An 11,999-nucleotide genomic window follows, 5' to 3' on the forward strand; every position below is an offset into this window, starting at 1 on the left:
CGGGGGCGGCTCTAATGTCCAGCGCGGCCAGCTGAAACCCCGCACGCTGGCTCTTCGGACAAGTCACTTCCCGGGCCCACCAGCAACCACCATACAATGGTAATCACAACCGCTCTCTTGACACAGAGAGGCGCCGTCTAGGCCCGCGGGGTCTCCGTAGAGCGACGAAACGGGACCGCGCCATTCAACGGACACCCGCGACTGTTCGCAGTGACTTGCGCACACCAGCGCCATTATTAGGCTTCGGCACCATGCGTGACCTCGACACCATCGACTCCGAACTCCGGCTCCTGACGCGGTGCGCCGCTCTATCCGCGAGCACGGCGGCGAGCCGTCAAGTCGTCACGTCGACGAACTGCTCGACGAGCGCAACGATCTGTCCGGAAGCTAACTGCTCGGCGAGCGTCCACGGGACAGCAAAGGTGACTTTTTAGCAGAATTCGAGGGGACGCGGCCATGACCATCACCGACACCCGCCCCATCGCAGCACGGTGGGCCGCCAGCGCCATATCAAAGATCGAGCTGAAACTGCTCCAATCGGCGCATCCCGGTCCGCTCACCGGACCGGCCTCTTGCCCGAACCGCCCCGATCGATGCGCACTGAAACAGTCTCTCGACTTCAGTCTCTCGACTTCGCACTCACTCGGCTAAGGAGATGTCATGACTGCGACCAAGCCTTTTTCAGGCAGCCCGGTGGACGGCTATTGGGGAGGCGACAACAGCCAACACGTCAACTTCATCGGCGTCGACCAACACGTGCACGAGCTCTACATCGCCCCCGACATTGCCGGCTGGGTGGACAATGACCTGACTGCGTTGGCGGGACCGAATGCCTCGAACCCTAACTTGGTGCCTATGTCGCAGCTGCACGGGTTTTGGGGCGGCGACAACAGCCAGCATGTCAACTACGTCGGCGTCGACTTCCTCGTCCACATGCTCTACATCGAGCCGAACGGCCCCGGCTGGGTGGACGATGCGACCCCCGTGGGGGCCAGCATAAGTACGGCGCTGCCCGGCTATTGGGGTAGCGACGGCAGTCAGCACGTCTTCTTCGTCGCTGGCGGCTTCAGCGGCAGTGGCCTGCACGAGCTCTACACCGCTCCCGGCGCCGTCGAGCCGAACTGGGTGGACCATGACCTGAGCGCGTTGGCGGGGGCCGCGGCGCCCGCGGGGCTGGCGCTGGACGCCTATTGGGGTAGCGATAGCAGCCAGCATGTCAATTTCATCGGCACCGACGGGCATGTGCACGAGCTCTACACCGCCCCCGACACCCCCGGCTGGGTGGACCATGACCTGACCAAGTTGGCGGGGGCCGTGGCGCCCGCGCCGGGCACCGCGCTGGACGCCTATTGGGGAAGCGATAGCAGCCAGCATGTCAATTTCATCGGCGTCGACGGCGATGTGCACGAGCTCTACATTGCCCCCAGCGCCACCGGCTGGCTGAACAATAATCTCACTGCACTCGCGTAGCTCGGAGACCAAGATGCCGCCAGCCAGAAAGATGGAGCGCCGGGGCGGGACCGCCGACGGCTCGGCCATGGGCCACGCGACCGCGTGGACGGCGAAAAAAGGTCGGCGGCGTGGGCCCCTGGGCGACCTGAACATGTCTCCCAGCCATGGCAGAAGACCGACTGACCAACCGGCGGATTCGGCTACCAGTGGCTTAGCAAGGACCGCCAGTCGAAATAGGCGGGCGACGTCAACGCTAAGGCTCACAAGAGCGCAGCGGCTAATCCGGCACGCAATCAACCTGAGCATGAGGGCGTTGCAGGCGGGTTGGCACGGTGATACCGGGATGGACTATCAGGCCTGGCAGGCCAAGTGGAACCAGGCCATGGAGCGATGGGCGGCACCCACGAAAACAACACCACCTCGATGCTGGCCCGCGACCAAGCCGAAGGCGCCAAAAGGGGCGGCTAGAACTGCATCCCCAGCAGCGTGGACGGTAACGCCTCGACGTCCTACCAGGCCCGCGGTAGGCCAACACCAGTTGTGTATGACATGAACTCCTGCAGAAAATCGAGTTCCTCGGGACGAAGTTCCGGATGCGGCACGTCCAGGACGAACACGACCCGGCGGCGGTCGGACTGCTGGAAGACCTCGTGCTCGTACGAGTCGTCGATTTTGATGCACCTGTCTTGCTTCCAGGTGATCCGCTGGTCGTGGATACGGAAGTGGATATCGCGTTCGGGCACTTCGATTCCCAGGTGGTAGCGCATGCGGGTATTTGACTCCGAGGTGTGTGGCGGCACGTGCGTCTTTGGGTTCATGATCGAGAAGAACGCCATGCAGCCGATGCTGCCGATACCAGCGCGGCTGCCCAGGAACTCCGCGATCCTTGGACACTTGCGCGCGTTGTCGACCTGGAGGTTGCCGTTCCCATCGTAGAAGGGGAAAACGGTCCAGTTGCGGCCGTCCGTCAGTCCGCTTCTGTGGTCCCGCGCGTCGACTTGGTACTGGTTCGGGTCGATACCGGCGAATTCTTCTCGAAATATGGCAACGTTCCGCTCGAGGAGTTCGCAGATGTCATCAGGGGGCCAGACTGGGTGGCTGGTCAGGTGGGAGCAAAATAGGCCGGGAATCTCGTTGGCCCAGCGGTCACCGCAAGCGACCTGCTCGCCGTTGATAGGGCTGTTCACGAGGCCGGCAGGCGTCATGTGAGAGCGAAAAGGCTGACGATCGAGCCACAGGTTCTCAAAGAGGTTCTGCAGGCGGGCATCGTCTTGGTGCCGCGACAGCAGCGCCAAGATACTCGTGGCAGTCCTCAGCTGGACGAACGCCGACTGCTGAGCATCCAACTGCGGAATATGAGCATCCGACATACTCATTACTAAAATCCTTTCTTCGATCGATTAGCGTTGGCGCACAGGCGCATTCAGCCGCGCTCTGCCTCTCCCTCCGGCGTCTCGGGATCCCAGGTCTTCGGTAGCATCGGCATGGTTGGGCCGCCACCGAACTCGTCATCGGAAAGCGTAGCCAATCCCGCCGCCTGTGCACTGCCCCTAAGACGAACGCGGTCGCTGCGAACGTGGAGGACACAGCGATCACGACCACGCGTAGAAGCGGCGTGCACCGCCAAGTGCGTGTGCGGCGGGGCCGCTACTGCTGCCCTCCGCCCGGGACGCCGACCCGACTCGGTGGCGGCGCGGTACTGTCGCCGCCGATGTCGTTGGCGCGCTGGATGAATTGCGGACAGTAGGCGCTCGCCGCGATTGCGGTGAACTTAGCGGCACTGATCGTGCTGATCCCCGGGTTCTGCTCGCTGACGTGCTTGATGACGTCGAGTCCCTGCTGGCCCTGGCTCATCAGCCCGCACGCCGTCTTGCCGGCGTTCACGGCGTTGGGTCCGTCGTTAAAGGTAATGCCCGCCTTGGTCAGCGCATCCAAGAAGCTCGCATCGACGCCCGGGTCGGCGTGCGCCGGGGCGGCCAAGCCCACGGCGGCGGCGCTCAACAGCACCAGGAGACGTCGCACCCGACCATTATGGCACCTCGACGCCGACCCTGCGGGTCCGGGAAACGACTGCCCAGCCGCTACTCGCGGCCGTTGCCGACGTCGCTGGCGCGTTCCAGGTATTGCGGGCAGTAGGCGCTGGCCGCTATTGCGGTGAACTTTGCCGCCTTGGTCGTATCCAAGCCCGGATTCTGCTTTGACACGTGCTCGATGACGTCAAGTTCCGGCTGGCCCTGCTCCATCATCCCGCATGCCGCCTCACCGTCCTTGACGGCGCCCGGTCCGCTTAAGACGGTCAGGCCCGCCTTGGTGAGCGCATCGAGAAAACGCGCATCAAGGTCCGGATCGGCGTGCGCCGGCGCGGCCAGACCCAGTGCCGCGGCGATGCCGAATAGGAGCAGGACACGCTTCATCCGGACATCATGGCTCACGTCGGCGCCGTTGTCGTATCGGCTCCGCGGTTCCGAGATTGCTGCCAAGATCAAACCGTGGCCGAGAAAATCGAAGTCCAACGCACAATCGCAGCTTCCCCAGCAGAAATCTTCGCAGTGCTCTGTGACCCACAGGGTCACGTCGCCATCGACTCATCCGGGATGTTGCAGGCCGCCGAAGGCGCGTCCGTCGCCGCCCCGGGTGACAGCTTCGTCGTCCATATGGACCGCGAAGCCCTCAACGACTTTCCGGAACTCGGCAAGTACGACGTCACCGTCACGATTCGCGAATTCGAGCCCGACCGGCTGATCTCCTGGACGGTCTTGGGCCAGCTCCGCCCGCAGATCGGCCACGTGTACGGGTATCGCCTCGAACCCGACGGCAGCGGCGAAGGCACGCTGGTCACGTCGTTCTACGACTGGTCGCAGATCCATGACCAGTGGCGGGAGGCCAACATCTTTCCCGTCATGTCGGAACTCGCACTGCGAGCCACGCTGGGCATTTTGGATCGGACCGTGCGCCGCGGCTATTCGAAGGGCTGAGAGCACCGCTCACGGATCTGGACGTCAACCCGCAGTTGACGAATCACAGTCGTCAACCTACCGTTGACGGTATGTCAGACTCCCCTTCTCGGCCGACACCGATCACCACCCCCGTCCGACTCGACCAGCTGATCAACGCGATCAAGCACGTACACCCCGACGTGCTGGACCAGCTCAGCGATGCCGTCTTGGCGGCCGAGCACCTCGGCGAGGTCGCTGATCATCTGATCGGGCACTTCGTCGATCAGGCGCGCCGCTCCGGAGCCTCCTGGACTGACATCGGCAAGAGCATGGGCGTCACCAAACAAGCGGCGCAAAAGCGGTTTGTGTTGCGCGCCGAAGCCACGTCGCTCGACCCCAATCAGGGATTCGAACGCTTCACCCCCCGAGCCCGCAACGTCGTCGTCGCCGCACAAAACGCCGCGCATGAGGCACACAACTGCGAGATCACTCCGGACCATCTATTGCTGGGCGTGCTCGGTGATTCGGAGGCGCTGGCCACCAAGCTGCTGACCGCCCAGCAGGTCGATCCCGAATCCGTGCGTGCCTCGATCGCGCTGCCGGCTGCGGTCGAGAACCCACCACAGCTGATCCCGTTCAGCGGTCCGGCCCGCAAAGTACTCGAGCTGACCTTTCGTGAGGCACTTCGCTTGGGCCACAACTACATCGGCACCGAGCATCTGTTGCTCGCGCTGCTCGAACTGGAAGACGGCAGCGGTCCGCTGCACCGGGCAGGCATCGACAAGGACCGCGTCGAGGCCGATCTGACTGCCGCGCTGGAATCGCTGGTGGCCGGTAAGAAACACGCGACCTAGCCGTCGACGTGTGGAATTATGCGAGAGTCTTCAGTGGCCGGCCCGGAGGAGAAAAGATGCGCCGCTGCCTGGTTGTCTTGGCGACCGTCTTCGTCGCCACGCTGATCGGGGTCCCGCGCGCGTCGGCCGGTGACGCGCCGATCGGCCACCTCGGCGACACGTTGCGGGTCGACACCGGAAAGATGATCGCCGACGTCACGGTCAGCAGCGTGCAATCGGTCGACCCGCCGCCGGGGTTCGGCTACAACCGCGTCGGCATCCCGGTCAAGAGCTTCCCGAACAGCGCGGTAATGCGCGCGGACGTGGCGATACACGCGGTTCGGGTGCCGAACCCGTACCAGATGCTCACCGATTTCACCTTCGACGGGGTCACCCCGTTTGGCGACGCGTACAAGTCCCGCAACTCCGATGCGCCGGATGCGCTGGATGCCGCACTGACCAACGCACCGGCGGGCTCGATCGTTCGCGGCGGGGTGTATTGGGAGGCCTACCGCGACCCGGTCTCCACCGTCGTGCTGCTGGACAAGAAGACGGGTTATCACCTGGCGCAGTGGAACCTATAGCCCCGGGGTCGTCTTTGGCGGTGCGCATCGCGACGCCGGATTCCGTCGATGTAGCCGAATTGGCCGACGTCGCCGCACGCACGTTTCCGCTGGCGTGTCCCCCGTCGGTCAGCCACGCGAACATCGCGTCGTTCGTCGACGCCAACCTGTCCGACGCACGCTTTACCGAATATCTGGCCGATCCGCGGCGGCTGATCCTCACCGCCAGCCAGCACGATCGAATTGTCGGTTACGCCATGCTGATTCAAGGTGTCGGCGACGATCCCGAGGTGCAGCAGGCCGTGCCCGTTCGGCCGGCGGTGGAGCTTTCGAAGATGTATGTGCTGCCCGACAATCACGGATCGGGCGTTGCGACCGCGCTAATGGACGCGGCACTCGCGGCCGCCGTCGACTGGGACGCCAACTGCGTGTGGCTAGGCGTCAACCAGAAAAACCATCGCGCACAACGCTTTTACAAGAAGTCCGGCTTTACCGTCAACGGCACCAGGACATTTCAACTGGGCGGCCATGACGAAGACGACTACGTCATGGTCCGACCGATGGGCACGGCCTAAGCGTTGACCGCGGCGGTCAGCGCCAGCAGCCTCGACGTGGCCCGCAGGTACTTCTTCCGGAAGCCACCGGCCAGCATCTCCTCGCTGAAGACGCGGTCCAGTTTTTCCCCTGACGCCAGCACGGGGATGCCGGCGTCGTAGAGCCGGTCGGTCAGCGCCACCAGTCGCAGCGCCACGTTCTGATCGTCGATGGCGTGCACGCCGGTCAGAAACACCGCCGTCACCCCTTCGATCAACGTCGAATAGCGCGACGGATGCATGGTGGCCAGGTGGGCGCAGAGTGCGTCGAAGTTGTCGAGGGTCGCGCCCGGGGTGGCCGCGGCCCGCGCGGCGACTTGTTCGTCGGTCGGCGGCTGCGGCGCAGGCGGCAGGTCGCGGTGCCGGTAGTCGGGCCCATCGATCCGCACGACTGCGAAAATTGCTGCCAGCGTGTTGATTTCACGGAGAAAGTCCTGCGCCGCGAAGCGCCCCTCCCCTAGCTGCTCGGGCAACGTGTTGGAGGTGGCGGCCACCGACACACCGCGCCCGACAAGTTGGGAGAGCAGCCGTGAAACTAGCGTGGTGTTTCCGGGGTCGTCGAGCTCGAACTCATCGATACACAACAGCGTGTAGTGCGCCAGCAGCTCGATGCATTCGACAAAGCCGAACACCCCGGCAAGCTGGGTCAGCTCCATGAACGTCGCGAACGCCTTGGGATGCGCCACATCGTCGGGCAGCTGACGGTAGGCCGCGGCCAGCAGATGCGTCTTGCCCACACCAAAACCACCGTCGAGATACAGCCCGACACCGGGCAACACTTCTCGACGGCCGAACAACTTCGTGTGCCCGGCGCGGCGCTCGACGGCTTGTCGGCAGAACTGTTGGCACGCCGCGACGGCGCTCGCTTGCGTCGGCTCGGCCGGGTCAGGGTGGTAGCTCGCGAAGCTCGCGTTGGCGAAGGTCGGCGGCGGCGTCAGCTGGGCGATCAACCGCTCGGGCGACACCGTGGGCTGCCGATCGACCAGATGAGCGACGGGGCCGGGCATGCAGGCACCCTACCGACGTGGTGCAATCGTGCCCATGTCTGACCATGCCGGCTTGATGCAGCTACGACTGCTCGGCTCGGTCCACGAACTCGACGGCGCCCAACTGCCAGAGCTTTACGACTACCCCGCCGAGCTGAACCGGAGCTGGCTTCGGGCGAACTTCATCGCCAGCCTCGACGGCGCCGCGTCCGTCGGCGGCACGACCGGTCGCCTCGGCGGACCCGGCGACCGGGCGGTGTTCAGCCTGCTGCGCGAGCTCGCTGACGTGATCTTGGTCGGCGCGGGAACCGTTCGGGCCGAGGACTACTCGGGCGCACGCCTGAGCATCGCCCAGCGCCAAGGCCGCCAAGCTCGCGGGCAAAGCGAGATCCCACAGCTGGCGATCGTCACCAAATCCGGCCGCCTGGAGCGGGATATGCCCGTGTTCACCCGCACCGAGGTGCCGCCGCTGGTGTGCACTTGCGCGGCGGTGGCCGACCAGACTCGAAGCGGACTGGCCGGCTGCGCAGAGGTGATCGAATGCTCGGTCGACGACCCCACTCGAGTCGACGAAGCCATGGTGCTGGCCGCACTGGCAGATCGCGGCCTGTACCGGGTATTGACCGAGGGCGGTCCGACGCTGTTCGGCTCGTTCGTCGGGCGCGACATGCTCGACGAACTGTGCCTGACGATCGCGCCGAGCCTGGTCGGCGGTCAAGCCGGCCGCATCGCCGCTGGCCCGGGGCAGGTGCTGACCGGGATGCGCTGCGCGCACGTCCTGACCGACGACGACGGCTACCTGTACACGCGCTACGTCAAACGCTGAGCCGGCAAGCAATGGCTACTGTGGTCGGCATGAGCCGGCACGCCGTAATCGCCACGTCGTTAATTGTGGTGACTGGGTTGCTGGCCGGCTGTGCGCCCGGGTTGGCCGCCAACCCGCGCTTCGCCACCAATGCGGGCGCTCGGCCGCAGGGAAAGCCCACGACCTCGAAGCCGCCCAGTGGTCCGCCACCGATCGCCGCACCCAAGAACGACTTGTCGTGGCGTGACTGCACGTCGAAGGAATTCGACGACGCCGCGGTGCCCCGGGCATCCGGGGTCAAGCTGGATTGCGCAAGCTACGACGCCGACCTCGACCCGGTCAACGGCGGAGCCGGGACCCTGAGCATCGGGGTGGTGCGGGCCAGCTCGGTGAAGACTCCGCACGACGCCGGCCCGCTGGTCTTCACCACCGGCTCGGATCTGCCGTCGTCGCTGCAGCTGCCGGTCTGGCTATCCCGCGCCGGCGCCGACGTGCTGGCCAGCCACCCCATCGTCGCCGTCGACCGTCGCGGCATGGGTTCGTCGAGCCCGATCGACTGCCTCGATCAGTTCGACCGCCAGGAGATGCACGATCAGGCGCAGTTCGAGGCCGGCAACGACCCGGTCGCCAACCTCGGCGACATCATGCAGAATGCCACCACCAGCTGCACCGACACCATCGCGCCCGGCGACTCCGCCTACGACAACAGCCACGCCGCCACCGATATCGAGCGGCTGCGCAGCATCTGGGACGTGCCCGCACTGGCCTTGATCGGTATCGGTAACGGCGCGCAGGTAGCGCTGTCCTACGCGAGCTCGCACCCTGAGCGGGTCTCGCGGCTGGTGCTCGATTCCCCGATCGCGTTGGGCGTGGGCGCCGAAGCCGCTGCCGAGCAAAAGGTCAAGGGACAGCAAGCGGCGCTGGACGCGTTCGCCGCACAATGCGCTGCGGTGAGCTGCCCGCTGGGCCCTGACCCCAAAGCCGCCGTCAGCTCGCTTTTGGCCGACGCCCGCGCCGGCCACGGACCCGCGGGCGCGTCGGTAGCCAGCGTCGCCAACGCCATCGCCACCGCGCTGGGCTTCCCCACCGGCGACCGCGTCGGCACCACCAATGACTTGGCGACCGCGCTGGCAAATGCCCGCTCCGGTGACACCAACTTGCTGACGAGCCTGATCAACCGGGCGCAGGCCACCACTGGCACCGACGGGCAGTTCGTCAATACGTGCAGTGACGCGCTCAATCGCCCCACACCCGACCGAATCCGGGAACTGGTGGTCGCCTGGGCCAAGCTCTACCCACAGTTCGGCACCGTCGGTGCGCTGAATCTGGTCAAATGCGTCGCCTGGCCGAGCGCCTCACCGCCACAGCCACCAAAGGTGCTCAAGCTCAACGTGCTTCTGATGGGCGTGCAGAACGACCCCATCGTCGGGTCGGAAGGCGTCTTTGCCACCGCCGCCCTCATCATCAACGCCACCGCGGCCAGTAAGCGGGTGGTGTGGGAGGGAATCGGCCACGGCGCCAGCATCTACTCGTCATGCGCGGTACCCCCGCTGATCGACTACCTCAACAGCGGCAAGTTGCCTTCCACTGACACCTACTGTCCCGCCTGATCCGTCGGCCGAACGCCCGTGTACGGTGCGCTCGTGACGGGCGCCGACGACGATCAACAGGGCAGTGCGATGCGAAAAGGCCCGGAGGAGCGGCGCTCATGACTTCAGTTGACTCCACTCGTGGCCGCCTGCGTGATTGGTCGCAGGCCACCTTTGGTCCCCGCACCGCCGCGCCGGGCACCGCCACCGTGCTGCGTTCGGTTCTCTGGCCATTGGCCATCATGGCGGTGATCCACCGCACCATCGTGCTGACCACCAACGGCAACATCACCGACGATTTCAGGCCGGTCTACCGCGCGGTGGTGAACTTCCGACGCGGCTGGGACATCTACAACGAACATTTCGACTACGTCGACCCGCACTACCTGTATCCGCCGGGCGGCACGCTGATCATGGCGCCCTTCGGTTATCTGCCGTTCGCTGAGTCGCGCTACTTGTTCGTCGCGATCAACAGCGCCGCGATTGTCCTCGCGGCGTACGTGCTGCTGCGGATGTTCAACTTCACCCTGACTTCGGTGGCGGCCCCGGCGTTGCTGCTGGCGATGTTCTGCACCGAATCCGTCACCAGCACATTGGTTTTCACCAACATCAACGGTGTCATCCTGCTGCTCGAGGTGCTCTTTCTCCGGTGGCTGCTGGGCGGCTCCAAATCCGGCAATGTCACACATCAGTGGTGGGCCGGCATCGCGATCGGTCTGGCGACGGTGGTCAAACCGGTGCTGTTGCCGCTGCTTCTGCTGCCGTTGCTCAACCGTCAGTGGCGTGCAGTACTGGCTGCCCTGGTGGTCCCGGTGGCATTCAATCTGGCCGCGCTGCCCCTGGTCGTGCATCCGATGGACTTCTTCACCCGCACGCTGCCTTACACGCTGGGCGTTCGCGACTACTTCAACAGCTCGATCGAAGGCAACGGCGTCTACTTCGGACTGCCGTTCTGGTTGATCCTGTTTCTGCGGATCCTGTTCACACTGCTGGCCGTCGGCAGCTTGTGGCTGCTGTACCGCTACTACCGGACCCGTGACCCGCTGTTCTGGTTCACCACATCGTCGGGCGTGCTGTTGCTGTGGTCGTGGCTGGTGCTGTCACTGGCCCAGGGCTACTACTCGATGATGCTGTTCCCCTTCCTGATGACGGTAGTACTGCCCAATTCGGTGATCCGTAACTGGCCGGCGTGGCTGGGCGTCTACGGCTTCCTCACGATGGACAAATGGCTTCTGCTCCACTGGATGTACATCGGGCGACCGCTGGATTACCTGAAGATCACCTACGGTTGGTCGCTGCTGCTGATCGTCGTGTTCAGCGTGCTCTACTTCCGCTATCGCGACGCCAAGGCCGAAAACCGGCTGGACGACGGGATCGATCCGGCCTGGCTGACGGCCGAGCGGCCGCGCGCTACCGTGGATGTATGAGCGCTTCTCCCCAGCCGCACGTCCAACTGACCGACGACGAGTGGCGTAAAAGACTCAACCCGCAGGAGTTCGACGTGCTGCGGCGAGCCGGGACTGAGCGCCCCTTCACCGGTGAGTACACCGACACCAAGACCGAAGGCGTTTACGAGTGCCGGGCTTGCGGCGCCGAACTGTTCCGCAGCTCCGAGAAGTTCGAATCCCATTGCGGGTGGCCATCATTCTTCGACCCGGCCAACTCCGACGCGGTGATCCTGCGGCCCGACCACTCGATGGGCGCCGTCCGCACCGAGGTGCTGTGCGCGAATTGCCACAGCCATCTGGGCCATGTGTTCGCCGGCGAGGGCTATCCGACACCGACGGATCAGCGGTACTGCATCAACTCGATCTCACTGCGCTTGGTGCCGACCAGGTCCTGAGCGTCTTCGTATCAGTCCACGCGGGTGGCGTGCATCTCCCAGAACGGGGCGTGTGCCCGACCATCGGGCAGCCACGACCCGACCAAGCGGAAGCGTTCCAAGGCAGGCTTGATCTGCTCGGCCTTATCGGGATTGCGCGCGATCATTTGCTCAAAGGCTTCCACGCTCATGTTGACCTCATAGGTGGTCGGCCATAAATACGTGATTTGCCAGCCGGCGTCGGGAAACACCTGCAGGAAGTCGTCAACGGATAGCGACCGCGGCGCGCCGTAACCGTTGACAGTACCGGGGCCGTGCTCGAACATGTAGAGCCGCGCTCCGGGCTTGGTCGCGCGGCGCAAATTCCGCGCATACAACCTCTTGAGCTCCGTCACGTCGGAAAAAATGTGATAGAAGGCG

The 11,999-nt window shown here is 64.8% G+C and carries 14 protein-coding genes and 3 pseudogenes; 11 read left to right on the forward strand and 6 right to left on the reverse strand.

Features of this window, described 5'->3' with window-relative positions; translation table 11 throughout:
* Positions 1-251 precede the first annotated feature (251 nt).
* The 3 genes and pseudogenes from VKI00_RS07385 to VKI00_RS07395 all read left to right on the forward strand — a co-directional run.
* Positions 252-367: pseudogene (locus VKI00_RS07385) on the forward strand (DUF732 domain-containing protein); the annotation flags it as partial.
* Positions 368-660: 293 nt separating this feature from the next.
* Positions 661-1,470: a hypothetical protein gene (locus VKI00_RS07390; RefSeq protein WP_324436341.1), complete on the forward strand. Its 810-nt coding sequence runs from the start codon at positions 661-663 to the stop codon at positions 1,468-1,470.
* Positions 1,471-1,762: 292 nt separating this feature from the next.
* Positions 1,763-1,920, forward strand: a pseudogene (locus VKI00_RS07395) (WXG100 family type VII secretion target); the annotation flags it as partial.
* A 41-nt stretch (positions 1,921-1,961) separates the two neighbouring features.
* On the opposite strand, the gene VKI00_RS07400 reads toward VKI00_RS07395, so the two are convergent.
* The 4 genes from VKI00_RS07400 to VKI00_RS07415 all read right to left on the reverse strand — a co-directional run bounded on the left by VKI00_RS07400 (position 1,962) and on the right by VKI00_RS07415 (position 3,866).
* Entirely contained in the window at positions 1,962-2,747 is a 786-nt protein-coding gene (locus VKI00_RS07400; RefSeq protein ID WP_324436342.1) for an aspartyl/asparaginyl beta-hydroxylase domain-containing protein, read from the reverse strand.
* A gap of 128 nt (positions 2,748-2,875) precedes the next feature.
* Entirely contained in the window at positions 2,876-3,073 is a 198-nt protein-coding gene (locus tag VKI00_RS07405; protein ID WP_324436343.1) for a hypothetical protein, read from the reverse strand.
* 26 nt (positions 3,074-3,099) lie between these two features.
* On the reverse strand, positions 3,100-3,474 hold the full coding sequence (locus VKI00_RS07410; protein ID WP_324436344.1) for a DUF732 domain-containing protein: 375 nt from the start codon (positions 3,472-3,474) through the stop codon (positions 3,100-3,102).
* Positions 3,475-3,533: 59 nt separating this feature from the next.
* Positions 3,534-3,866, reverse strand: a complete 333-nt coding sequence (locus VKI00_RS07415) for a DUF732 domain-containing protein (protein WP_324436345.1) — start codon at positions 3,864-3,866, stop codon at positions 3,534-3,536.
* A 75-nt stretch (positions 3,867-3,941) separates the two neighbouring features.
* Between VKI00_RS07415 and VKI00_RS07420 the strand changes: the two genes are divergently transcribed.
* From VKI00_RS07420 to VKI00_RS07435, 4 genes are all read left to right on the forward strand, one after another.
* The gene (locus tag VKI00_RS07420; RefSeq protein WP_324436346.1) at positions 3,942-4,427 is read left to right on the forward strand and encodes an SRPBCC family protein; all 486 of its coding nucleotides are present in this window, start codon (positions 3,942-3,944) and stop codon (positions 4,425-4,427) included.
* 71 nt (positions 4,428-4,498) lie between these two features.
* A complete protein-coding gene (locus VKI00_RS07425; protein ID WP_324436347.1) occupies positions 4,499-5,242 on the forward strand; it encodes a Clp protease N-terminal domain-containing protein in 744 nt (247 codons plus the stop codon).
* A 56-nt stretch (positions 5,243-5,298) separates the two neighbouring features.
* On the forward strand, positions 5,299-5,805 hold the full coding sequence (locus VKI00_RS07430) for a hypothetical protein (RefSeq protein WP_324436348.1): 507 nt from the start codon (positions 5,299-5,301) through the stop codon (positions 5,803-5,805).
* Positions 5,793-6,359, forward strand: coding sequence for a GNAT family N-acetyltransferase (locus tag VKI00_RS07435; RefSeq protein ID WP_324436349.1), 567 nt, complete (start codon positions 5,793-5,795; stop codon positions 6,357-6,359). Before VKI00_RS07430 ends, VKI00_RS07435 begins: the two co-directional genes overlap by 13 nt.
* Here VKI00_RS07435 and zapE read toward each other — a convergent pair.
* Positions 6,356-7,384, reverse strand: coding sequence for a cell division protein ZapE (gene zapE / locus VKI00_RS07440; RefSeq protein ID WP_324436350.1), 1,029 nt, complete (start codon positions 7,382-7,384; stop codon positions 6,356-6,358). The two genes, VKI00_RS07435 and zapE, sit on opposite strands and share 4 nt — an antisense overlap.
* A 34-nt stretch (positions 7,385-7,418) precedes the next feature.
* On the opposite strand from zapE, the gene VKI00_RS07445 reads away from it, so the two are divergent.
* The 4 genes from VKI00_RS07445 to msrB all read left to right on the forward strand — a co-directional run bounded on the left by VKI00_RS07445 (position 7,419) and on the right by msrB (position 11,600).
* Positions 7,419-8,189, forward strand: coding sequence for a pyrimidine reductase family protein (locus tag VKI00_RS07445; RefSeq protein ID WP_324436351.1), 771 nt, complete (start codon positions 7,419-7,421; stop codon positions 8,187-8,189).
* Between the two features lie 20 nt (positions 8,190-8,209).
* Complete coding sequence (locus tag VKI00_RS07450; RefSeq protein WP_414687141.1) at positions 8,210-9,778, forward strand: alpha/beta hydrolase; 1,569 nt, start codon at positions 8,210-8,212, stop codon at positions 9,776-9,778.
* Positions 9,779-9,876: 98 nt separating this feature from the next.
* A complete protein-coding gene (gene aftC / locus VKI00_RS07455) occupies positions 9,877-11,184 on the forward strand; it encodes an arabinofuranan 3-O-arabinosyltransferase (protein ID WP_324436354.1) in 1,308 nt (435 codons plus the stop codon).
* Positions 11,181-11,600, forward strand: a complete 420-nt coding sequence (gene msrB, locus VKI00_RS07460) for a peptide-methionine (R)-S-oxide reductase MsrB (protein ID WP_324436356.1) — start codon at positions 11,181-11,183, stop codon at positions 11,598-11,600. Before aftC ends, msrB begins: the two co-directional genes overlap by 4 nt.
* A gap of 11 nt (positions 11,601-11,611) precedes the next feature.
* On the opposite strand, the pseudogene VKI00_RS07465 reads toward msrB, so the two are convergent.
* Positions 11,612-11,999: pseudogene (locus tag VKI00_RS07465) on the reverse strand (class I SAM-dependent methyltransferase); the annotation flags it as partial.

The organism is Mycobacterium sp. (assembly GCF_035314665.1).
Classification (GTDB): Bacteria; Actinomycetota; Actinomycetes; order Mycobacteriales; family Mycobacteriaceae; genus Mycobacterium.